The organism is Streptomyces aureocirculatus (assembly GCF_000720475.1).
GTDB classification, from domain to species: domain Bacteria; phylum Actinomycetota; class Actinomycetes; order Streptomycetales; family Streptomycetaceae; genus Streptomyces; species Streptomyces aureocirculatus.
On sequence record NZ_JOAP01000028.1, the window covers coordinates 77,169 to 99,029 of the forward strand.

A 21,861-nucleotide genomic window follows, 5' to 3' on the forward strand; every position below is an offset into this window, starting at 1 on the left:
GCGTGTTGCGCCGGACGGATGACACGCCGACGCCCTTGGGAAAAGGAGGAGTTGGCGCACTAGGGCAGTCACGCAGAGCGACGGCGAACCGCCCGTAGGGCGTCAAGCGGAACGTATCTGCGTACGCGCGATCCCATAGTCTTCGCACACTGCGACACATCAGTCACGCTACGCTCACAACGAATCCGGTGCAGACAGGCAATCAGACGGACAAGCTCATTCACATCACGCAAAATCGCCATGGCAGCGGGTTCCGGTAACTTTCCCATGTTCACGGCAGAACGGCTCAAGGCGACGCATGCCCCAGCACACGTCAGGGTCCGACCGGGCGGCAGTCCCCCCAGCCGCCCGAAGCGGCGAGCGGGAGCGGCCACCCGCTCCCACGTCGCTTGACGAGCTGTGGCGGTCGTACAAGACGACGGGCGACGGACGGCTGCGCGAGCAGTTGATCCTGCACTACTCGCCGCTGGTGAAGTACGTCGCGGGACGGGTGAGCGTGGGTCTGCCGCCCAATGTCGAGCAGGCGGACTTCGTCTCCTCCGGGGTCTTCGGGCTCATCGACGCGATCGAGAAGTTCGACATCGAGCGGTCGATCAAGTTCGAGACCTACGCGATCACGCGGATCCGGGGCGCGATGATCGACGAGCTGCGGGCGCTCGACTGGATCCCGAGGTCCGTGCGGCAGAAGGCGCGGAACGTGGAGCGGGCCTACGCCACCCTGGAGGCGCGGCTGCGGCGCACCCCCTCCGAGGGGGAGGTGGCAGCCGAGATGGGCATCGCCGTGGAGGAACTGCACGCGGTGTTCAGCCAGTTGTCCCTGGCGAACGTCGTCGCCCTGGAGGAGTTGCTGCACGTCGGCAGCGAGGGCGACCGGCTGAGCCTGATGGACACGCTCGAGGACACCGCGGCCGACAACCCCGTCGAGGTCGCCGAGAACCGTGAGCTGCGGCGACTCCTCGCGCGCGCCATCAACACGCTGCCCGAACGCGAGAAGACCGTCGTCACGCTGTACTACTACGAGGGGCTCACGCTCGCCGAGATCGGCAATGTGCTCGGCGTGACGGAGAGCCGGGTGAGCCAGATCCACACCAAGTCGGTGCTGCAGCTACGGGCGAAGTTGGCCAGTTTCGGCCGGTGAGGGGGCGCCGGGCGCAGTCGGGCAAAGGGTGCGCTGAATCGTCCCTGCTGCCGGTGCGCCCCGGCTCTGCCTTGCCTCTTCTCGGCGCCGGTGCTCCCGCCGCCGGGTGGAGTGCCCGCTTGGCGGACTCCCCTGGTGGGCGCCGCGTCCGTAAAGTGGGGGGGTGCCAAGGATTCGAGCGGCCTCTGTGGCCGAGCACCGGTCGATGCAGCGCGGCGCCCTGCTGGACGCAGCGCGGTCCCTGCTGTCCGAAGGGGGTACGGAGGCGCTGACGTTCCCGGCGCTCGCCGAGCGCACGGGTCTTGCGCGCTCGTCCGTCTACGAGTACTTCCGTTCGCGCGCGGCCGTCGTCGAAGAGCTCTGCGAGGTCGACTTCCCCCTCTGGGCGGCGGAGGTCTCCGCGGCGATGGAGGCGGCGGACTCGCCGGAGCAGCAGGTCGAGGCCTATGTGCGGCGGCAGCTCGCGCTGGTCGGGGACCGGCGGCACCGGGCCGTGGTGGCGATCTCGGCCAGTGAGCTCGACGCGGGCGCCCGGGAGAAGATCCGGGCCGCGCACGGTGGGCTCGTGGCCATGATCGTGGAGGCGCTCGGTGCCCTGGGGCACCAGGAGCCGCGGCTGGCCGCGATGCTGCTTCAGGGGATCGTGGACGCCGCCGTGCGGCGAATTGAACTCGGCGTGGCCGAGGAGCCCGAGGCGATCATCGAGGCCGCTGTGGCCATGGCGTTGCGGGGTGTGCGCGGCTAGTCCCTTCTAGGTTTGGTGCCCGGTGCCCTGTGCCCTGTGCCCTGTGCCCTGTGCCTTGTGCCGGGGAGGGCGGGTTCCGTCCCGCCGACGTCCGGGTGACCGGAACGGCAAGCGGCAGGTGGCAGGTGGCTGGCGGGTGTCGGCGGGGGGCGGAGTGGGGGTCCGGCCGTGTCAGGTGGGCAGTGGGAGCAAGCGGGGCGGGGGTCGGCCCAGTAGGTGTGGGGGGAGCAGGCTCAAGGGGTTGAGGTAGGTGTCCTGGCGCAGCAGGCCCCAGTGCAGGCACGCCGTGGGGCAGTGGAAGCGGGCCGCCGGTTCGAGCGTGCCGAGGGTCTCGCCGGTGGTCACCCGGTCGCCCTTCCCGACCGTGGCCCGCACCGGTTCGTAGGTCGTACGCAGGGGCGGATCCCCCGTACGTGCCAGCTCCACCGAGACCACCCCGCGCCCGGCCACCCGCCCCGCGAAGGACACCCGGCCCGGGGCCGCCGCGCGGACCGGTGCCCCGGGCGGCGCGGCCAGGTCCACACCCCGGTGCCCCGCCCCGTACTCCGTCGCCGGCGGCTCCCACCCCCGTACCACCGATGGCCGCGCCCCCACCGGCCATGCGCCCCCGACGGCCGGAACCCGACCCGGCCATACGCCCCCGACGGCCGGAACCCGATCCGGCACCGGACCATGAGCGGCCCCCGGCGGACCCTCCCGTCCGGCGGGCAGGTCCCCGGGCGGCGCCGGACCCGGCCCCGCCGCCCGCACGGACGCGCAGGTCAGGGCGATGAGAACCGCCACCCACACGGTGACACTCAGCACGCTCCGCACTCGGAGCGCCCGGAAAACCCGTTCACACGTCATGCGAGAACGGTCCCGTCCGGCGCCCCCTCGCGGGGATCATGGCCGGGATCTGTGGACTACCAGCCGGTTGTGGACAGCGGCGTCACCCGGCACCCCGCGGGTCCCGTACACTTCATGTGGCGATCCGGGTCACCGGGTCGACTTCGCACGCCCCGACACCGGGCTTCGCAGCCAAAGGTGTCAGCGCCTTTCGGTCCCGTACGCGAGTACGTGGCACGGCGCGTGCCGGGCGTCAGGACATAACCGAGAAACTCAAGGAGTACGGCCATGGCCGTCGTCACGATGCGGGAGCTGCTGGAAAGCGGCGTCCACTTCGGTCACCAGACCCGCCGTTGGAACCCGAAGATGAAGCGATTCATCTTCACGGAGCGCAACGGCATCTACATCATCGACCTTCTCCAGTCGCTGTCGTACATCGACCGCGCCTACGAGTTCGTCAAGGAGACCGTCGCCCACGGCGGCACGGTCATGTTCGTCGGTACGAAGAAGCAGGCGCAGGAGGCCATCGCGGAGCAGGCCACCCGTGTCGGCATGCCCTACGTCAACCAGCGCTGGCTGGGCGGCATGCTCACCAACTTCTCGACCGTCTACAAGCGTCTGCAGCGCCTCAAGGAGCTCGAGCAGATCGACTTCGAGGATGTGGCCGCCTCCGGCCTCACCAAGAAGGAGCTGCTCGTCCTCTCCCGCGAGAAGGCCAAGCTGGAGAAGACCCTCGGCGGTATCCGCGAGATGCAGAAGGTGCCCAGCGCCGTCTGGATCGTGGACACCAAGAAGGAGCACATCGCGGTCGGCGAGGCCCGGAAGCTCAACATCCCGGTCGTCGCCATCCTCGACACCAACTGCGACCCCGACGAGGTCGACTACAAGATCCCGGGCAACGACGACGCGATCCGCTCCGTCACCCTGCTCACCCGCGTGATCGCCGACGCCGTCGCCGAGGGCCTCATCGCCCGTTCCGGCGTGGCCACCGGTGACTCGAAGCCGGGCGAGAAGGCCCAGGGCGAGCCGCTGGCCGAGTGGGAGCGCGACCTGCTCGAGGGCGAGAAGAAGGCGGACGGCGACGACGCCGAGGCCCCGAAGGCCGACGAGAAGCCGGCCGACGCCGCTGAGGCCGAGGTCGAGGCTCCGGCCGAGGCCCCGGCCGCTGAGGAGGCCCCGGCCGCCGAGGCTCCCGCCGCGGAGACCGAGCAGGCCTGAATCCGGCACCGGCCGCGCGACCGGGCGGCCACACCGCCCGCGCAGGGCGGCGACTGCCCGTCCACCGGCTGCTGACGGCGGGGGACCGTGCCACGAGCGCGGCCCCCGCCGTTCACCCGTAGATCTTCGACTTCGAGAAAGATTTTCGAGAATCATGGCGAACTACACCGCCGCTGACGTCAAGAAGCTCCGTGAGCTCACGGGCGCCGGCATGATGGACTGCAAGAAGGCGCTCGACGAGGCCGACGGCAACGTCGACAAGGCCGTCGAGGCCCTGCGCATCAAGGGCCAGAAGGGCGTCGCCAAGCGCGAGGGCCGCTCCGCCGAGAACGGCGCCGTGGTCTCCCTGATCGCCGACGACAACTCCACCGGCGTCATCGTCGAGCTCAAGTGCGAGACGGACTTCGTCGCCAAGGGTGAGAAGTTCCAGGCTGTCGCGGGCGCGCTCGCCGCGCACGTCGCCAAGACCAACCCGGCCGACATCGAGGCGCTGCTTGCCTCCGAGATCGAGGCCGGCAAGACGGTCCAGGCGTACGTCGACGAGGCCAACGCCAACCTCGGCGAGAAGATCGTCCTGGACCGCTTCGCGCAGTTCGGCGACGGCTATGTCTCCGCGTACATGCACCGCACGATGCCCGACCTGCCCCCGCAGATCGGTGTGCTCGTCGAGCTGGACAAGGCCAACGCCGAGGTCGCCAAGGGCATCGCCCAGCACATCGCCGCCTTCGCGCCGAAGTACCTCTCCAAGGAGGACGTGCCGGCCGACGTCGTCGAGGCCGAGCGTCGCGTCGCCGAGGAGACCACCCGCGCCGAGGGCAAGCCCGAGGCCGCCCTACCGAAGATCGTCGAGGGTCGCCTCAACGGCTTCTTCAAGGACGCCACGCTCCTGGGTCAGCCCTACGCCCTCGACAACAAGAAGTCCGTCGAGAAGGTCCTCCAGGAGGCCGGTGTCACCCTGAAGCGCTTCGCGCGCATCAAGGTCGGCATCTGAGTCCGTACCACGATTGACGGTGCGGCCCGCTAGGGTCTACCGCGGTCGCCCGCGTACGCGCAGCGGCGTACGCGACGGGCGTGACGCCGCATGCGAGGAACCCGGACCCCGGGCCAGCGCACGCGGCGGACGACCGAAAGAACTGACGAGGAGGCCATTGCCGCGCATGGGATGAACACCACCCCACCGGCAATGGCCTCTTCGTATGTGCACCACAAGGAGAACTCCATGACCAAGGCCGACAACAAGAGTGACGACGGCAAAGTAGCCGGGCGCTTCCTGCTGAAGCTGTCCGGCGAGGCGTTCGCCGGAGGCGGCGGCCTCGGCGTCGACCCCGATGTGGTGCACAAGATCGCCCGCGAGATCGCGGCCGTCGTGCGGGACGGCGCGCAGATCGCCGTCGTCATCGGCGGCGGCAACTTCTTCCGCGGCGCCGAACTGCAGCAGCGCGGCATGGACCGGGCCCGCTCCGACTACATGGGCATGCTCGGCACGGTCATGAACTGCCTGGCCCTCCAGGACTTCCTGGAGAAGGAGGGCATCGGCTGCCGCGTGCAGACCGCCATCACCATGGGGCAGGTCGCCGAGCCGTACATCCCGCTGCGCGCCGTGCGCCACTTGGAGAAGGGCCGCGTCGTCATCTTCGGCGCGGGCATGGGCATGCCGTACTTCTCCACCGACACCACCGCGGCCCAGCGCGCCCTGGAGATCGACGCGGAAGCCCTGCTCATGGGCAAGAACGGCGTCGACGGCGTGTACGACTCCGACCCCAAGACCAACCCGGACGCGGTGAAGTTCGACTCCCTCGGGTACGGCGAGGTGATCACCCGCGACCTGAAGGTCGCCGATGCCACCGCCGTCACCCTGTGCCGGGACAACAAGCTGCCCATCCTCGTCTTCGAACTGCTCGCCGAGGGCAATATCGCGCGGGCCGTCAAGGGTGAGAAGATCGGCACGACCGTGGGCGACCAGGACTCCCGGGCCTGAGCCGAGTACGTCCCTCCAGGGGCCGGCGTCCGAGCCGGACGGCCCTCACGAGGGGATGGACAAAGCCCTGCCGGTCGGACACCGTGCAGGAAAGAGACGCGACGCAGCCGGCCGATCCCTGGAAGCCGGGCCTACTCAAGACACGCAGGAGCAAGTGGTGATCGAAGAGACCCTCCTCGAGGCCGAGGAGAAGATGGAGAAGGCCGTCGTGGTCGCCAAGGAGGACTTCGCCGCGATCCGTACGGGCCGTGCCCACCCGGCGATGTTCAACAAGATCGTGGCCGACTACTACGGCGCGCTGACGCCGATCAACCAACTGGCTTCGTTCTCGGTGCCGGAGCCGCGCATGGCCGTGGTGACCCCGTTCGACAAGACGGCCCTTCGCAACATCGAGCAGGCGATCCGCGACTCGGACCTCGGCGTCAACCCGAGCAACGACGGGAACATCATCCGGGTGACGTTCCCCGAGCTCACCGAGGAGCGCCGCCGCGACTACATCAAGGTCGCCAAGAGCAAGGCCGAGGACTCGAAGGTCTCGATCCGCTCGGTGCGCCGCAAGGCCAAGGACACCGTCGACAAGGCCGTCAAGGACGGCGACATCGGTGAGGACGAGGGCCGTCGCGCGGAGAAGGACCTCGACGACCTGACCTCCAAGTACGTCACCCAGGTGGACGAGCTGCTCAAGCACAAGGAAGCCGAGCTGCTCGAGGTCTGATCGAGCTCACTCGACGACTGATCGAGTCCGCTCGACGTCCGATCTAGGTCTGAGGAATCCGAATTCCGTGAACGACACTTCCTGGGGGGCGCCGCCCAGAGCCGGGTACTGGGGGGCGCCCGAGCAGGGTCCTGTCCAGGGTGCTGCCCCGGCGGGTCCCGCATACGATGCGCAGGACGCCCTGACTCCGTCAGGGACTCAGCCCATGCCCATCGTGCCCGACGTAGCCGCGAGCGGAGACCAGGACGACGACCGGGGGGCTGCTCGGCCGAGCGGCCCCCCGTTTCGCGACGAGACACCGCCCGTGCCGCCCGTGTACCCCGCGCAGAAGCCGCAGGAGCCCATGACCGGCGCACCACAGCCCGCCCCAGCCCCGCAGCGCAAGAGCGCGGGCCGTGACCTCGGGGCGGCCATAGGGGTGGGCGTGGGGCTCGGCGCGGTGATCATCGCGTCTCTCTTCATCCAGAAGGCGGCCTTCGTCGGCGTCATAGCGGTCGCCGTAGTGGTCGGCCTCTGGGAGCTCACCTCCCGCCTGGAGGAGCGCAAGGGCATCAAGGCGCCCCTCGTGCCGCTCGCGGTGGGTGGCGCCGCGATGGTCGTCGCGGGCTATGTCCGCGGCCCCGAGGGCGCCTGGGTGGCGATGGCGCTGACCGCCCTCGCGGTACTCGTCTGGCGTATGACGGAGCCGCCCGACGGCTATCTGAAGGACGTCACGGCGGGTGTCTTCGCGGCGTTCTACGTGCCCTTCCTCGCGACCTTCGTCGCGCTGATGCTCGCCGCGGACGACGGCCCGCGGCGGGTGCTCACCTTCCTGCTCCTGACCGTGGTCAGCGACACCGGCGCGTACGCGATCGGCTGGCGCTTCGGCAGGCACAAGCTCGCGCCGCGCATCAGCCCCGGCAAGACCCGCGAGGGCCTGCTCGGCGCGGTGACCTTCGCGATGGCGGCGGGCGCGCTGTGCATGCAGTACCTCATCGACGACGGCAGTTGGTGGCAGGGGCTGCTGCTCGGCCTCGCGGTGGCGGCGAGCGCGACGCTCGGTGACCTCGGCGAGTCGATGATCAAGCGGGACCTGGGCATCAAGGACATGGGCACCCTGCTCCCCGGGCACGGCGGGATCATGGACCGCCTGGACTCCCTGCTGCCGACCGCCCCCGTGGTGTGGCTGCTGCTCGTGGCGTTCGTCGGTTCCGGCTGAGGCCCGGGTCGCACCCGCGGGGAGCCGCGGTCGGCCGCCGGAACTGAGCAGGTCGGTGGATCTGCGACACTGGTAGGGCCATGCCTAAGCCCGGAGAACTCACTTTCGTCGCCCCCCGCGGAGCCAAGAAGCCGCCGCGGCATCTCGCCGACCTCTCGCCCGCCGAGCGGAAGGAAGCCGTCGCCGCCGTCGGGGAGAAGCCGTTTCGCGCCAAGCAGCTCTCGCAGCACTACTTCGCGCGGTACGCGCACGAGCCCGAGCAGTGGACGGACATTCCGGCCGGTGCGCGCGGCAAGCTGCAGGAGGCGCTGCTTCCGGAGCTGATGTCGGTCGTGCGGCACATCAGTTGCGACGACGACACGACCCGTAAGACGCTGTGGCGGCTGTTCGACGGCACCCTTGTGGAGTCGGTCCTCATGCGGTATCCGGACCGGGTCACGATGTGCATCAGCTCCCAGGCGGGCTGCGGCATGAACTGCCCGTTCTGCGCCACGGGCCAGGCGGGCCTGGACCGGAACCTGTCGACCGCCGAGATCGTGCACCAGATCGTCGACGGCATGCGGGCCCTCAGGGACGGCGAGATCCCCGGCGGCCCGGCCCGGCTCTCGAACATCGTCTTCATGGGCATGGGCGAGCCCCTCGCGAACTACAACCGCGTGGTGGGCGCGATCCGCCGCCTCACCGACCCCGAGCCCGACGGCGTGGGCCTCTCCCAGCGCGGCATCACCGTCTCCACGGTCGGCCTGGTGCCCGCGATCCACCGGTTCGCGGACGAGGGCTTCAAGTGCCGCCTCGCCATCTCGCTGCACGCCCCCGACGACGAGCTGCGCGACACCCTCGTCCCGGTCAACACGCGCTGGAAGGTGCGTGAGGTCCTGGACGCCGGATGGGAGTACGCGGACCGCTCGGGCCGCCGGCTCTCCATCGAGTACGCGCTGATCCGTGACATCAACGACCACGCCTGGCGCGGTGACCGGCTCGGGCGGCTGCTCAGGGGCAAGCCGGTGCACGTCAACCTGATCCCGCTGAACCCCACGCCCGGCTCGAAGTGGACCGCGTCCCGCCCCGAGGACGAGAAGGCGTTCGTCGAGGCGATCGCCGCCCATGGGGTGCCGGTCACCGTACGGGACACCCGCGGCCAGGAGATCGACGGCGCGTGCGGGCAGCTCGCGGCGGCCGAAAGGTAGTACCGGCGTGGCCGGGGGGTACCCTGGCGGGCGTACTGACATCTTCATATTCCGACAGGGGAGCGCCACAGCGCTGAGAGTGCGGTATCGGCCGCAGACCCTCTGAACCTCGCCCAGGTCATTCTGGGTAGGAAGTTCGGTCACCACTCAAGCTGTTGCGCCCTGCCCGGGGCGCCGAGGACTCCGCTCCTCCGCGCCTCGGGCAGGGCCGCGTCTCTTCCTGGTCACCCCAGGAGGAATGTTTCCGTGAGCACCATCAAGAAGGCCTCGGTCACGGCGATCGCCGTGGGCATCGGGCTCGTCGCGGTCACCGCGTGCGGCTCCGGGGGCGGCGACAAGTCCGACTCCACGTCCGTGACCCTGGTGACGCACGACTCCTTCACCATCTCCAAGGGCGTCCTGAAGGACTTCGAGAAGACGTCCGGCTACAAGGTCCGCGTCCTGGAGGACGGCGACGCCGGGCAGGCCGTGAACAAGGCGATCCTGTCCAAGGGCAACCCGCAGGGCGACGTCTTCTTCGGCGTCGACAACACCCTGCTCTCCCGCGCGCTCGACAACGGGGTCTTCGAGTCGTACGAGGCCGAGGGCCTGGACCAGGTCGCCTCGCAGTACCGGCCCGCCGGGGGTGAGAAGGGCGTCACACCCGTCGACTCCGGCGACATCTGTGTGAACTACGACAAGAAGTACTTCGCCGACAAGAAGCTCGCGCCCCCGAAGTCCTTCGACGACCTGGTCGAGCCGCAGTACAAGAACCTCCTCGTCACGGAGAACGCCGCGACCTCCTCGCCCGGCCTCGGATTCGTGCTCGGCACCGCCGCGAAGTACGGCGACGACGGCTGGCAGGACTACTGGAAGAAGCTGAAGGCCAACGGCGTCAAGGTCGTCGACGGCTGGGAGCAGGCCTACAACGAGGAGTTCTCGGGGTCGGCCGGAGGCAAGAAGGCCAAGGGCGACAGGCCGCTCGTCGTGTCGTACGCCTCGTCGCCGCCCGTCGAGGTGCTCTACGCAAAGCCGCAGCCCAAGGAGGCCCCGACCGGCGTCGCCACCGGCACCTGCTTCCGGCAGATCGAGTACGCGGGCCTGCTGAAGGGCGCGAAGAACGAGAAGGGCGGCAAGGCGCTCCTCGACTTCATGATCGGCGAGAAGTTCCAGGACGACTTGCCGCTCCAGATGTTCGTGAACCCGGTACGGGAGGGCGTACGGACACCCGAACTGTTCCGGAAGTTCGGCGCGCGGATCGACGAGCCGCAGACCATGGCGCCGAAGAAGATCGCCGACCACCGTGAGCAGTGGGTCAAGTCGTGGACCTCGCTCGTTCTGAAGTAACCGACGCGCCTGCCGGCAAGGACGGCAGGTCCGGGGGCCCCCGAGCCGGGCGCGGGGGCCCCGGCCGCCGCCGGGACCGGCGCGGGAGCGCGACGCGGCTCGCCCTGATGGCGCTGCCCGTCGCGTTCTTCGCCGTCTTCTTCGCCGTGCCGGTGGCCGCGATCGTCGCGCGCGGCCTGAAGGTGGACGGGAGCTGGCAGTTCGGGCGGATCGGCGAGGTGCTCGGACAGTCCGACATCCAGCAGGTCCTGTGGTTCACCACCTGGCAGGCGCTCGCCTCGACGGGCCTCACGCTGCTGATCGCGCTCCCCGGCGCGTATGTCTTCGCGCGCTTCGACTTCCGGGGAAAACAGGTGCTGCGGGCGGTCGTCACCGTGCCGTTCGTGCTGCCGACCGTCGTCGTCGGCACGGCCTTCCTCGCCCTCGTCGGGCGCGGCGGCCTCCTCGACGAGCTGTGGGGCGTACGTCTGGACACCACGGTGTGGGCCATCCTCCTCGCCCATGTCTTCTTCAACTACGCCGTCGTCGTCCGCACCGTCGGCGGGCTCTGGTCGCAGCTCGACCCCCGGCAGGAGGAGGCCGCGCGGACGCTCGGAGCCTCCCGCACGCGCGCCTGGTGGTCGGTGACACTGCCCGCGCTCGCGCCCGCCGTGGCGGCGGCCGCCCTGATGGTGTTCCTGTTCACGTTCACGTCGTTCGGGGTCGTACAGATCCTGGGAGGGCCCGCGTACTCGACGCTCGAAGTCGAGATCTACCGGCAGACGGCACAGCTCCTCGACCTGCCGACGGCCGCGGTGCTCACGATCGTGCAGTTCGCGGCGGTCGGCGGGGTCCTCGCGGTGCACGCGTGGGCGGTGCGCCGGCGGGAGAGCGCGCTGAAGCTGGTGGACTCCGCGGCGGCGGTGCGGCGGCCGCGCGGCGCCGGACAGTGGAGCCTGCTCGGCTTCGTGCTCCTGACGGTCGCACTCCTCATCCTGCTGCCGCTCGGTGTCCTGGTGCAGCGGTCGTTCGACGGGCCCGACGGCTACGGCTTCCTGTACTACGAGACGCTGCGGTCGGCCGACGGTGGCGCGTTCCTCGTCCCCGTCGTCGACGCGATCGGGAACTCCCTGCGGTACGCGGTCGTCGCCACCGCCATCGCGCTGGTGATCGGCGGGCTCGCGGCGGCCGCGCTCACCCGGCGCGCGGGGCGGCTCGTGCGCGGGTTCGACGCGCTGTTGATGCTGCCGCTCGGAGTGTCCGCGGTGACCGTCGGCTTCGGCTTCCTGATCACCCTGGACGAGCCGCCGCTCGACCTCAGGTCCTCCTGGATCCTGGTCCCGCTGGCGCAGGCCCTGGTCGGCGTACCCTTCGTCGTCCGCACCATGCTGCCCGTCCTGCGCGCCGTGGACGGACGGCTGCGGGAGGCCGCGGCCGTGCTCGGCGCCTCGCCCTGGCGGGCCTGGCGGGAGGTCGACCTGCCGCTGGTGCGCCGGGCGCTGCTCATCGCGGCGGGCTTCGCCTTCGCGGTGTCGCTCGGCGAGTTCGGCGCGACGGTGTTCATCGCGCGACCCGACAACCCGACGCTGCCGGTCGCCGTGGCACGGCTGCTCGGCCGGGCGGGGGACCTCAACTACGGGCAGGCGATGGCCCTGTCGACGATTCTGATGGTGGTGTGCGCGGTGGCGCTGTTGCTCCTGGAGCAACTGCGTACGGAACGGACGACGGGAGAGTTCTGATGAGTGCCGCGCAAGGTACGGGGCGAGGTGCGGGGCCGGACGCCGGGCGAGGAGCCGCGTACGACGAAGCACACGTCGCCGCGCACGATGCCGCGCACGACGCCGGGCAGGACGGCGCGCTGCTGCGCCTCGACGGCGTCACTGTCCGGTTCGGGGCGCGGGCCGCCCTCGACGCCGTGGACCTCGACGTCGCCGGGCACGAGATCGTGTGTGTGCTCGGGCCGAGCGGCAGCGGCAAGTCGACACTGCTGCGGGCCGTGGCCGGGCTTCAGGGGCTCGACGGCGGGCGGATCGTGCTCGGCGGCCGGGACCAGAGCGGGGTGCCCGCGCACAAGCGGGGCGTCGGCCTGATGTTCCAGGACCACCAGCTCTTCCCGCAGCGGGATGTGGCGGGCAATGTCGCCTTCGGCCTGCGGATGCACGGCGCGTCCCGGGCCGAGCAGGCCCTGCGGGTCGCGGAGCTCCTGGACCTGGTGGGTCTGCCGGGCGCGCAGAAGCGGGCCGTGTCGTCGCTTTCGGGCGGCGAGCAGCAGCGGGTCGCGCTGGCCCGGGCGCTCGCGCCCCGGCCCCGGATCCTGATGCTCGACGAGCCGCTCGGCCAGCTCGACCGCTCGCTGCGGGAGCGCCTGGTCGTCGAACTGCGCGAACTTTTCGCCGAGTTGGGTACGACGGTGCTCGCGGTCACCCATGACCAGGGCGAGGCGTTCGCGCTCGCGGACCGGGTCGTGGTGATGCGGAGCGGACGGATCGCCCAGTCCGGTACGCCCCTTGAGGTGTGGCGGGACCCGGCGGACGAGTTCGTGGCGCGTTTCCTCGGCTTCGACAACGTGGTCGACGCGACGGTGAGCGGCGAGGTCGCGGACACGGTGTGGGGCAAGGTCCCCGTGCCGGACGGGACGCGTCAGGGGGCGTGCAGGCTGCTCGTGCGGCCCGCCGGAGTGCGGCTCGTGGGCGCGGCGGAGGGGCTCGCGTGTGCGGTGGCGGCGCGTACGTTCCGGGGTACGCATGTCGCCGTGCGGTTGGAGCCCCCGGGCGGACCGAGGCTCGAAGCGGCGTGCGCGCTGCGGGACGCGCCCGCTGTGGGGGAGACGGTGGGGGTGGCCTTCGACTCGGGTGACGTGGTGGTGCTCGGCTGAGGGTACGGGCGCTCCCGCGTGGGTGCGTATCGGCGGAAACCCGGCTGCCGGGGGGTGGGGCACGGATCTATGGTTCGGCCATGACGAGACTCGGATACGACAGGTACCGCCAGGAAGTCGCCGCCCAACTCGGGCTCTTTCGCGAGACGCTCGTCGGTGCGGACCTGACGGCGACCGTGCCGACCTGCCCCGACTGGACCCTCGGAGAGCTCGCCCGGCACACCGGCGGCGCGGTGCGCTGGGTCGAGGCGCATGTGCGGACGCGGGCGACGCGGCACGTTCCCGAGGCGGACGTACCGGGTTTCGTGGGCCCCGGTGACGACGACCCCGCAGGCCTCGACGCCTGGCTCGCCGAGACGGCGGACCTCATCGACGCCGCGTTGCGGGGCGCCTCCGGCGACACGGCCGTGTGGACGTGGGGGGCGGAGCACACCGCCGAGTTCTGGGCGCGGCGGATGACGCACGAGGTGGCTGTGCACCGGGCCGACGCCGCGATCGCCGCGGGCGTCGAGTACGTGGTGGATCCCGAGGTGGCTGTCGACGCGATCGACGAGTGGCTGGAGATCGTGCGGTACGTGCAGCGGAATGGCTTGGCGGACAAGGCGGGGGAGTTGCGTGGGGGTGGGCGCAGTATCCATCTGCATGCGGTTGACGCCGGGGCCGCGGGGGCCGCGGTGGACGCGGAGTGGGTTGTTGAGTTGGCCGAGGAAGGGGTCGTGTGGCGGCGGGGGCACGAGAAGGCCGATGTTGCGCTTCGGGGGCCCTTGACCGAGGTGTTGCTTGCCTTCTACCGGAGGCGCGGGTTGGACTCCGGGCGGGTTGAGGTGCTGGGGGATCGGGAGTTGCTGGAGTTCTGGCTGGAGCGGGCCTCGTTTGGGTGAGCGTCGATCTTGGCCGCGCCGCCGTTGTTGGCTGTGCCCACCCTCCCCCAAGCTCTCGGCTCCGCTCGAGCAGGGCGGAGTGGCTGTCCACAGCAGGAGCGGCGGAGTGGCTGTCCGCAGAGGGAGCTGTGGGGGTGTCAGGTCTTGTGGGACAGGTCGGCCAGAGTTGACGGGGCCTCGGTCACGTTGTCGATCAGGGCGATGCGCGCCCCCATCGGGCGTCGCGCCGCCAAGGCCTTGAGGAGGGGCCAGGCCGGGAGGTGGTGGGTCCAGTGGTGGGTGTCCACCAGGACCATGGGGGTCGGGCCGCCGCGGGACTCGTAGTAGTTGGGGGTCGCGTTGTCGAAGATCTCCTGGACGGTGCCCGCGGCGCCCGGCAGGAAGACGACCCCCGCGTTGGAGCGGGCGAGGAGACCGTCCTCGCGGGTGGCGTTGGCGAAGTACTTGGCCAGGTGCGAGGCGAAGGCGTTCGGCGGCTCGTGGCCGTAGAACCACGTGGGGATGCCCACGGACGCACCGCCCGAAGGCCAGCGTTCCCGTACGGCGAAGGCCGCCCGCGCCCACTCCGTCACCGAAGGGGTGAACGACGGCGCCTTGGCGAGGAGCACAAGGGCCTCGTCCAGCATCGCGTCGTCGTACCCGGCGGCGTACGCGCCCAGGTTCGCCGCCTCCATGGCGCCCGGTCCACCACCGGTGGCCACCGTGAAGCCGTCCCGTGCGAGCTGCCGCCCGAGCCGCGCGGCGCCCGCGTACTCCTCGGTGCCGCGGGCCATCGCGTGCCCGCCCATGACGCCCACGACCCGGGCGCCGACGAGGAGTTCGTCGAGCGCGTCGGAGACGGAGTCGTCGTGCACGGCGCGCAGCATCGAGGCGAAGACGTCCCCGTCGGCCTTGGTCTCCTGGAACCAGGTGTACGCGCGGGCGTCCGGCGTCGCCTCGTACCCGCCGTCGGCCAGGCCCGCGAACAGGTCGTCGGGTGTGTACAGGAGCGCCCGGTAGGGGTCGAACGGCAGGCCCGGCACGGGCGGGAAGACCAGCGCCCCCGAGGCCCGCACATGGGCTGCGGCCTCCTCCGTCATCGGGCAGCCGAGGAACACGGCGCCCGTGGTGTCGGCGCCGAGCAGCGCGGCCGTACGGTCCGTCAGGTCGACGGCCTGGACGCGGTGTCCGGCGAGCGAGCCCCGTACCGCCACCACCTCGTCGAATTCGGCGATGCTCTCGATCTCACGGTCGCCGGGCCGCGGGGCGGATGCTTCGGAAGGCAGCATCCGCCCATGCTATGCACCCCGGGTGGAGGCCTTCGGGTCAGCCCTCGACCTGCGTCGGGTCCATCCAGATGATCTCCCAGGTGTGGCCGTCCAGGTCGTCGAAGGCACGGCCGTACATGAAGCCGTAGTCCTGGACCTTGCCCGCGGTGGCGCCCGCCGCGACCGCCTTGTCGACCAGTTCGTCCACCGCGGTGCGGCTCTCTGCGCTCAGGCCGAGCAGCGCCTCGCTGGTCTTGGTGGGGTCCGCGATCTCCTTGGTGGTGAACTGCTGGTAGTGCGACTTGCTGAGCATCATCGCGACGATCGTGTCGCTGATCTCGACACACGCGCAGTCCTCCGTGGAGAACTGCTTGTTGATCGGATAGCCGAGGTCGGTGAAGAACTTCCGCGAGGCCTCGACGTCGTTCACGGCCAGGTTCACGAAGATCATCTGCTGGTACATGTGCGTCTCCCGGGGGTGTGTTGCGCGTGGGGTGCGTGTGTCTCGCGTAAACGCGTGTGTGCGTCTTACGGAGGGTTAGACGTCCCCGCGACACGGAACTCATCGCCCACGGCCGAAATTCTTGTACGAATTTCCGTTCAGCGCGTTCAGCGTGTTCAGCGTGTTCGTTCAGCGCGTCAGCGGCATCGCGGCCAGCTCCGCCACCGCCCAGGTGACAGGACCGAACACCGCGAACAGCGCCCCGGCCCGCAGCGCCACACAGCCCCGCAGGAGCGTCGCGGGTGCCCCGAGGCGCAGCAGGGCCGCCGTGGTGTCCGCCCGCGCGTGTTTGGCCTCGACGGCGGCCGTGGCCAGGGTCAGCAGGGCGCAGCCCGCGACGAGCAGCGCGCCGAGTGTGGTCAGCGGGCCGATGTTCGAGTCGCCGCGGCCCGCGTCCGCGTACAGCGTGCTCGCCGTGTACGCGCCCGACGCCACCGCGCACACCACGCCGAGGGGCCGGCCGATCCGCCGTGCCTCCTGCTGGAGCACGCGCCCCGCGAGCAGCCGCACTGCTCCGGGCCGCACGGCCTGAAGCAGCTTCCCGCAGAGGTGGGTGAGGGCGGGCCCGGCGAGGGCGAGGCCGACGGCGGTGAGCCCCCAGCCCGCCAGGGCACCGATGGGGCTGCCGCCGAGGCCGCCGGGCATCCGTGCGCCCGATTCTTCGCCGCCACGGGTCGCGTAGGTCTCGGCGGCGAGGCCCGCGGTGAGCAGGGCGACGCCCCAGGGCAGTCCGCCGGGTACGGCGGCGGGGCGCCCCGGGGGGCTCGGCTCGGCCGCGGCGCCGGGGCGGGCCGGGCGCGGGCGCAGCACGAGTGCGCTGGCGAGGGACGCGGCGAGCGGTACGAGTGCGAGCAGGGTCAGCGTCGCGGGCAGCGGCAACGGCCGGTCGGCGGCGAGGAGTCCGGGTGCCGCGCCGTCGAACGGCAGGCCCGTGAGGTCGCCGCGCAGGTGCAGGAAGAAGAGCAGCGCCACCATCGAGCCGAGCGTGCAGGCCACGGCCGTGGTCATCGCGGCGATCACCATGAGCCGTCCCGGTCCGAGGCCGATGGCCGCGAGCCCCGGGCGCGGTCTGGTGCCGGGGTCGGTACGGGCCACGGTGACGGCGAAGTACACGGTGGCGGCGAGCGGGACGGCACACCAGGCGAGCCGCAGGACGGACCCGGTGGACGCCGGGTGGCTCAGCGCGTACGCGAGGGTGCACAGGAGCAGGAAACCGGTACCTGCCGACGCGGCCGCGACCAGGAGCCGCCGCAACTGGACCAGGGGGTGAGCGCCGCGCGCTAGACGGAGAGCGAGCACGCGGCCCGGCCTTCGGTGTCGGAGTCGGGGGTGCCAGGGGTACTTGAGGCGGCCGGGGCGCCGGTGTCGGTGCCTGTGCCGGAGGGCCCCGTGGCGTCCGTGGTGTCTGTGTGTTCAGTGGTGTCCATGTGTTCAGCGGTGTCCGTGTGCTCAGCAGCGTCCATGGTCTCGGTACCGGCGGCGGTACCCATGGCCTCGGTGCCGGGGGGAGTGTCCATGGCCTCGGTACCGGCGGCGCCCAGCTCGTCCTCCGGCAGCCGCACCGTACGCACCCGTCGCCCGTCGAGCAGCGTCACCGTGCGGTCGGCGAGGGCGGCGACGTCCGCGTCGTGGGTGGCGAGGACGACGGTGATGCCGTGCGAGCGGGCCGCGGTCGTCAGGGTGCGCAGGACCTGTGCGCGGTCGGCGCGGTGCAGGGGCGCCGTGGGCTCGTCCGCGAACAGCACGGACGGCGCGCAGGCCAGGGCACGGGCGATGGCGACGCGCTGCCGCTCGGCCTGAGTGAGGGCGCCGGGGCGCTTGCGGGCGCAACTGCCGATGTCGAGGCGCTCAAGCCACTCGTGGGCGGCGGTGCGGGCACTGCGCCGGTGGCCGCCGCGCAGCATCAGGCCGAGCGCGGCGTTCTCCCAGGCGTTGAGTTCCGGTACGAGCCGGGGTTCGGGTTCGATCCAGCCGAAGCGGTCGCGGCGCAGTTGCTCGCGCACCAGTGGGCCCATGGTGTGCACGGGGGTGGAGTTGAACCAGACCTCGCCCTTGCGGGGCAGGAGCTGACCGGACAGACAGCGCAGCAGCGTCGTCTTGCCGCTGCCGCGCGGACCGCCGACGGCGAGGATCTCGCGCTCGCGGACACCGAGCGAGACGCCCGTGAGGGCGGGGGAGCCGTTGAATGTGACGTGCAGGGCGCGTGCCCACAGCACGTCGTTGTCCGGCGGGGCCACCATGGCGTACACCTCGGTTCGGATCAGGATGCCTCCCCTGTACGGGGGAACGAAGGCTGGGCCGATCGGTCACTGGGGAGCACGCTAGGGATTCGATGGCGGGGGCCGGACAAGGACGCGGCCCGGGTGCGCGAGTCTCATCCGAATTCTCACTCGGACGGGCGCACCCGGGCCGGTCACCGCGTGGATCGGAGCACGCGGGCCGGTCACCGCGTGGATCGGAGCACGTGGATCGGAGCACGCGGTGGAACGGATCACGCGGCGGATCAGATCTTGGTCCAGGCCTCCGTGAGGACCTGCCGCACGATGCCCTCGATCTCGTCGAACGTGGACTGGTCCGAGATCAGCGGCGGCGAGAGCTGGATGACCGGGTCACCGCGGTCGTCGGCGCGGCAGTACAGGCCGTACTCGAAGAGCTTCTTGGAGACGAAGCCGTACAGCACCCGCTCCGACTCCTCGTCCGTGAAGGACTCCTTGGTGGCCTTGTCCTTGACGAGTTCGATGCCGTAGAAGAAGCCGTTGCCGCGGACGTCGCCCACGATCGGCAGGTCGTGCAGCTTCTGCAGGGTGCTCAGGAACGCGGACTCGTTGTCGAGCACGTGCTGGTTGAGGCCCTCGCGCTCGAAGATGTCGAGGTTGGCGAGGCCGACGGCGGCGGAGACCGGGTGACCGCCGAAGGTGTAGCCGTGCAGGAAGGTGTTGTCGCCCTTGTAGAACGGCTCGGCGATGCGGTCCGAGATGATCGCGGCGCCGATCGGGGAGTAGCCCGAGGTCATGCCCTTGGCGCAGGTGATGATGTCGGGGACGTAGCCGAACTTGTCGCAGGCGAACATCGTGCCGAGGCGGCCGAAGGCGCAGATGACCTCGTCGGAGACGAGCAGCACGCCGTACTTGTCGCAGATCTCACGGACCCGCTGGAAGTATCCGGGCGGCGGCGGGAAGCAGCCGCCGGCGTTCTGCACGGGCTCCAGGAACACCGCGGCGACCGTCTCGGGGCCCTCGAAGAGGATCTCCTGCTCGATCTGGTCGGCGGCCCAGCGGCCGAAGGCCTCGGGGTCGTCGCCGTGAATCGGCGCGCGGTAGATGTTGGTGTTCGGGACCTTGTGGGCGCCGGGCACCAGCGGCTCGAAGGGGGCCTTCAGGGCGGGCAGGCCGGTGATGGACAGAGCGCCCTGCGGGGTGCCGTGGTAGGCGACCGCGCGCGAGATGACCTTGTACTTCGTGTGGTTGCCGGTGAGCTTGTGGTACTGCTTCGCCAGCTTCCACGCGGTCTCGACGGCCTCGCCGCCGCCGGTGGTGAAGAAGACCTTGTTCAGATCGCCGGGGGCGTGGTGCGCGAGGCGCTCCGCCAGCTCGACGGCCTTGGGGTGCGCGTACGACCAGATGGGGAAGAACGCCAGCTCGGCGGCCTGCTTGGCGGCGACTTCGGCGAGCTCCCTGCGGCCGTGCCCGGCCTGGACCACGAAGAGGCCCGCGAGACCATCGAGGTACTTCTTGCCCTTGTCGTCGTAGATGTAGGTCCCTTCGCCACGCACGATGGTGGGAACGGGCGCGTTCTCGTACGACGACATGCGGGTGAAGTGCATCCACAGGTGGTCGTACGCGGTTCGGCTGAGGTCCTTGGTGCTCACGGCTATCGGGTTCCCCACATGTAGGTCTGCTTCTTGAGCTTGAGGTAGACGAAGCTCTCGGTGGAGCGCACGCCGGGGAGCGCGCGGATCCGTTTGTTGATGACTTCGAGCAGGTGGTCGTCGTCCTCGCAGACGATCTCGACCAGGAGGTCGTGCGAGCCCGCGGTCATCACCACGTACTCCGCCTCCGGCATGGCGGCCACGGCGTCCGCGACCGGGTCCACGTCGCCCTCGACGTCGATGCCGACCATCGCCTGGCGCCGGAAGCCCACGGTGAGCGGGTCCGTCACGGCCACGATCTGCATCACGCCCTGGTCGAGCAGCTTCTGCACCCGCTGGCGCACGGCTGCCTCGGAGAGGCCCACGGCCTTGCCGATGGCCGCGTACGGACGGCGGCCGTCCTCCTGGAGCTGCTCGATGATCGCCAGGGAGACGGCGTCGACGGACGGATTCGTCCCGCCGCGGGAGCTGCTGGGGTCTGCGCTACGACTTGCCACGACTTCACTGTGCACGACGTCTCGTCTGTTCCGCAAGGCCGCAGCGATGAATTTCGTTGCGTGACATGTCCTGGTGCACGGATTTCGCAGTTCTGGGCGGCTGGGTATGTTGAAAGCGTCGGTGTAGCGACTAGTGTGGGTGTCTCATCCACTGGACAGGAGGGCTTGGCAGTGACCACCGAGCTGCGCCGTCTGCGCAACTACATCAACGGCGAATTCCGGGACGCGGCCGACGGGCGGACCACCGAGGTGATCAACCCGGCGACCGGCGAGGCGTATGCGGTGGCACCGCTGTCGGGTCAGGCCGACGTGGATGCCGCCATGAAGGCCGCGGCCGACGCGTTCCCCGCCTGGCGGGACCTCGTGCCCGCGGAGCGGCAGAAGGCCCTGCTGAAGATCGCCGACGCGTTCGAGGAGCGCGCCGAGGAACTGATCGCGGCCGAGGTCGAGAACACGGGCAAGCCGATCGGACTCACGCGGTCCGAGGAGATCCCGCCCATGGTGGACCAGATCCGCTTCTTCGCGGGCGCGGCCCGGATGCTCGAAGGGCGCGCCGCCGGTGAGTACATGGAGGGTCTGACCTCTTTCGTCCGGCGTGAGCCGATCGGCGTCTGCGCGCAGGTCGCGCCGTGGAACTACCCCATGATGATGGGCGTGTGGAAGTTCGCCCCGGCGCTCGCCGCGGGCAACACCGTCGTCCTGAAGCCGTCCGACACGACCCCGGCGTCGACGGTCCTGATGGCCGAGATCATCGGCTCGATCGTGCCGCCCGGCGTCTTCAACGTCATCTGCGGCGACCGTGACACCGGCCGCGCCATGGTCGAGCACAGGACCCCCGCGATGGCCTCCATCACCGGCTCGGTGCGCGCCGGTATGCAGGTCGCCGAGTCCGCGTCCAAGGACCTCAAGCGGGTCCACCTGGAGCTGGGCGGCAAGGCTCCGGTCGTGGTCTTCGAAGACCTCGACAGTGCGGCCATCGCCAAGGCCGTCGAGGACATCTCGGTCGCGGGCTTCTTCAACGCGGGCCAGGACTGTACGGCCGCGACCCGCGTCCTCGTGCACGAGTCCATCCACGACGAGTTCGTGACGGCGCTCGCCAAGGCCGCCGCCGACACCAAGACCGGCCTGCCGGACGACGAGGACGTGCTCTTCGGCCCGCTCAACAACGCCAACCAGCTCAAGCAGGTGTCCGGCTTCATCGAGCGGCTGCCCGCGCACGCCAAGGTCGAGTCGGGCGGCCAGCGGGTCGGCGACAAGGGCTACTTCTTCGCGCCGACCGTCGTCTCCGGCCTCAAGCAGGACGACGAGATCATCCAGCATGAGGTCTTCGGTCCCGTCATCACCGTCCAGTCCTTCACGGACGAGGCGCAGGCCGTCGAGTACGCGAACGGCGTCGAGTACGCCCTCGCCTCCTCCGTCTGGACCAAGGACCACGCGCGCGCGATGCGCATGTCCAAGGCCCTCGACTTCGGCTGCGTGTGGATCAACACCCACATCCCGCTGGTCGCGGAGATGCCGCACGGCGGCTTCAAGAAGTCCGGCTACGGCAAGGATCTCTCGGCGTACGGGTTCGACGACTACACGCGCATCAAGCACGTGATGACGTCGATCGAGGGCTAGGCGCCGCGGGCGCGGCGTGAGCGGTTCGGCGGGCGCGTCCACCGGGTCGCTCACCGCCCGCC

General features: G+C 70.5%; 19 protein-coding genes and 1 pseudogene. 13 read left to right on the forward strand and 7 right to left on the reverse strand.

Annotated features, from left to right (window positions below):
• Window positions 1-298 precede the first annotated feature (298 nt).
• Window positions 299-1,138, forward strand: coding sequence for an RNA polymerase sigma factor WhiG (whiG, locus tag IG78_RS0125025; RefSeq protein WP_037686150.1), 840 nt, complete (start codon window positions 299-301; stop codon window positions 1,136-1,138).
• A 187-nt stretch (window positions 1,139-1,325) separates the two neighbouring features.
• Window positions 1,326-1,883: a TetR/AcrR family transcriptional regulator gene (locus IG78_RS0125030; protein WP_030566972.1), complete on the forward strand. Its 558-nt coding sequence runs from the start codon at window positions 1,326-1,328 to the stop codon at window positions 1,881-1,883.
• A 171-nt stretch (window positions 1,884-2,054) separates the two neighbouring features.
• Here the strand turns inward: IG78_RS0125030 and IG78_RS42650 are convergent, their stop codons facing one another.
• On the reverse strand, window positions 2,055-2,729 hold the full coding sequence (locus IG78_RS42650) for a peptidoglycan DD-metalloendopeptidase family protein (RefSeq protein WP_037686151.1): 675 nt from the start codon (window positions 2,727-2,729) through the stop codon (window positions 2,055-2,057).
• 267 nt (window positions 2,730-2,996) lie between these two features.
• Here IG78_RS42650 and rpsB point away from each other — a divergent pair, with 267 nt between their 5' ends.
• From rpsB to IG78_RS0125085, 10 genes are all read left to right on the forward strand, one after another.
• A complete protein-coding gene (gene rpsB, locus IG78_RS0125040) occupies window positions 2,997-3,926 on the forward strand; it encodes a 30S ribosomal protein S2 (RefSeq protein ID WP_030566975.1) in 930 nt (309 codons plus the stop codon).
• A 154-nt stretch (window positions 3,927-4,080) separates the two neighbouring features.
• Window positions 4,081-4,917, forward strand: a complete 837-nt coding sequence (tsf, locus tag IG78_RS0125045; RefSeq protein ID WP_030566976.1) for a translation elongation factor Ts — start codon at window positions 4,081-4,083, stop codon at window positions 4,915-4,917.
• Between the two features lie 228 nt (window positions 4,918-5,145).
• A complete protein-coding gene (gene pyrH / locus IG78_RS0125050; RefSeq protein ID WP_030566978.1) occupies window positions 5,146-5,904 on the forward strand; it encodes a UMP kinase in 759 nt (252 codons plus the stop codon).
• A 157-nt stretch (window positions 5,905-6,061) separates the two neighbouring features.
• On the forward strand, window positions 6,062-6,619 hold the full coding sequence (gene frr / locus IG78_RS0125055) for a ribosome recycling factor (protein WP_030566980.1): 558 nt from the start codon (window positions 6,062-6,064) through the stop codon (window positions 6,617-6,619).
• 67 nt (window positions 6,620-6,686) lie between these two features.
• The gene (locus IG78_RS0125060; protein ID WP_078965489.1) at window positions 6,687-7,817 is read left to right on the forward strand and encodes a phosphatidate cytidylyltransferase; all 1,131 of its coding nucleotides are present in this window, start codon (window positions 6,687-6,689) and stop codon (window positions 7,815-7,817) included.
• Between the two features lie 80 nt (window positions 7,818-7,897).
• Window positions 7,898-9,004 carry a dual-specificity RNA methyltransferase RlmN gene (gene rlmN, locus IG78_RS0125065; protein ID WP_030566985.1) on the forward strand — a complete coding sequence of 369 codons (1,107 nt, stop codon included), beginning with the start codon at window positions 7,898-7,900 and terminating at the stop codon, window positions 9,002-9,004.
• 246 nt (window positions 9,005-9,250) lie between these two features.
• On the forward strand, window positions 9,251-10,330 hold the full coding sequence (locus tag IG78_RS0125070; protein WP_030566987.1) for a thiamine ABC transporter substrate-binding protein: 1,080 nt from the start codon (window positions 9,251-9,253) through the stop codon (window positions 10,328-10,330).
• Between the two features lie 107 nt (window positions 10,331-10,437).
• Window positions 10,438-12,048, forward strand: a complete 1,611-nt coding sequence (locus tag IG78_RS0125075) for an ABC transporter permease (RefSeq protein ID WP_030566989.1) — start codon at window positions 10,438-10,440, stop codon at window positions 12,046-12,048.
• On the forward strand, window positions 12,048-13,184 hold the full coding sequence (locus IG78_RS0125080) for an ABC transporter ATP-binding protein (RefSeq protein ID WP_225882206.1): 1,137 nt from the start codon (window positions 12,048-12,050) through the stop codon (window positions 13,182-13,184). The genes IG78_RS0125075 and IG78_RS0125080 overlap by 1 nt, the downstream gene beginning before the upstream one ends.
• Window positions 13,185-13,264: 80 nt before the next feature.
• Window positions 13,265-14,065 carry a maleylpyruvate isomerase family mycothiol-dependent enzyme gene (locus IG78_RS0125085; protein WP_030566993.1) on the forward strand — a complete coding sequence of 267 codons (801 nt, stop codon included), beginning with the start codon at window positions 13,265-13,267 and terminating at the stop codon, window positions 14,063-14,065.
• 137 nt (window positions 14,066-14,202) lie between these two features.
• Here IG78_RS0125085 and IG78_RS0125090 read toward each other — a convergent pair whose 3' ends face one another.
• From IG78_RS0125090 to IG78_RS0125115, 6 genes and pseudogenes are all read right to left on the reverse strand, one after another.
• Complete coding sequence (locus IG78_RS0125090; protein ID WP_030566995.1) at window positions 14,203-15,333, reverse strand: LOG family protein; 1,131 nt, start codon at window positions 15,331-15,333, stop codon at window positions 14,203-14,205.
• 37 nt (window positions 15,334-15,370) lie between these two features.
• Window positions 15,371-15,775 carry a VOC family protein gene (locus tag IG78_RS0125095; protein WP_030566997.1) on the reverse strand — a complete coding sequence of 135 codons (405 nt, stop codon included), beginning with the start codon at window positions 15,773-15,775 and terminating at the stop codon, window positions 15,371-15,373.
• Window positions 15,776-15,943: 168 nt separating this feature from the next.
• On the reverse strand, window positions 15,944-17,113 hold the full coding sequence (locus tag IG78_RS0125100; RefSeq protein ID WP_030566999.1) for a hypothetical protein: 1,170 nt from the start codon (window positions 17,111-17,113) through the stop codon (window positions 15,944-15,946).
• Between the two features lie 251 nt (window positions 17,114-17,364).
• Window positions 17,365-18,054: pseudogene (locus IG78_RS0125105) on the reverse strand (ABC transporter ATP-binding protein); the annotation flags it as partial.
• A 263-nt stretch (window positions 18,055-18,317) separates the two neighbouring features.
• Window positions 18,318-19,700 (reverse strand): aspartate aminotransferase family protein, encoded by a 1,383-nt coding sequence (locus IG78_RS0125110; RefSeq protein ID WP_030567003.1) that lies wholly within the window; start codon window positions 19,698-19,700, stop codon window positions 18,318-18,320.
• Complete coding sequence (locus tag IG78_RS0125115; RefSeq protein ID WP_030567005.1) at window positions 19,685-20,194, reverse strand: Lrp/AsnC family transcriptional regulator; 510 nt, start codon at window positions 20,192-20,194, stop codon at window positions 19,685-19,687. Before IG78_RS0125115 ends, IG78_RS0125110 begins: the two co-directional genes overlap by 16 nt.
• A 156-nt stretch (window positions 20,195-20,350) precedes the next feature.
• On the opposite strand from IG78_RS0125115, the gene IG78_RS0125120 reads away from it, so the two are divergent.
• Entirely contained in the window at window positions 20,351-21,799 is a 1,449-nt protein-coding gene (locus IG78_RS0125120) for a gamma-aminobutyraldehyde dehydrogenase (protein ID WP_030567007.1), read from the forward strand.
• Window positions 21,800-21,861: the final 62 nt, after the last annotated feature.

Excerpts from the sequence above, each read along its gene's own strand:
- whiG (WP_037686150.1), top strand. The coding sequence starts at position 299 with ATGCCCCAGCACACGTCAGGGTCCGACCGGGCGGCAGTCCCCCCAGCC.
- IG78_RS42650 (WP_037686151.1), bottom strand. The coding sequence starts at position 2,729 with ATGACGTGTGAACGGGTTTTCCGGGCGCTCCGAGTGCGGAGCGTGCTG.
- rpsB (WP_030566975.1), top strand. The coding sequence starts at position 2,997 with ATGGCCGTCGTCACGATGCGGGAGCTGCTGGAAAGCGGCGTCCACTTC.
- tsf (WP_030566976.1), top strand. The coding sequence starts at position 4,081 with ATGGCGAACTACACCGCCGCTGACGTCAAGAAGCTCCGTGAGCTCACG.
- pyrH (WP_030566978.1), top strand. The coding sequence starts at position 5,146 with ATGACCAAGGCCGACAACAAGAGTGACGACGGCAAAGTAGCCGGGCGC.
- rlmN (WP_030566985.1), top strand. The coding sequence starts at position 7,898 with ATGCCTAAGCCCGGAGAACTCACTTTCGTCGCCCCCCGCGGAGCCAAG.
- IG78_RS0125075 (WP_030566989.1), top strand. The coding sequence starts at position 10,438 with ATGGCGCTGCCCGTCGCGTTCTTCGCCGTCTTCTTCGCCGTGCCGGTG.
- IG78_RS0125080 (WP_225882206.1), top strand. The coding sequence starts at position 12,048 with ATGAGTGCCGCGCAAGGTACGGGGCGAGGTGCGGGGCCGGACGCCGGG.
- IG78_RS0125085 (WP_030566993.1), top strand. The coding sequence starts at position 13,265 with ATGACGAGACTCGGATACGACAGGTACCGCCAGGAAGTCGCCGCCCAA.
- IG78_RS0125090 (WP_030566995.1), bottom strand. The coding sequence starts at position 15,333 with ATGCTGCCTTCCGAAGCATCCGCCCCGCGGCCCGGCGACCGTGAGATC.
- IG78_RS0125095 (WP_030566997.1), bottom strand. The coding sequence starts at position 15,775 with ATGTACCAGCAGATGATCTTCGTGAACCTGGCCGTGAACGACGTCGAG.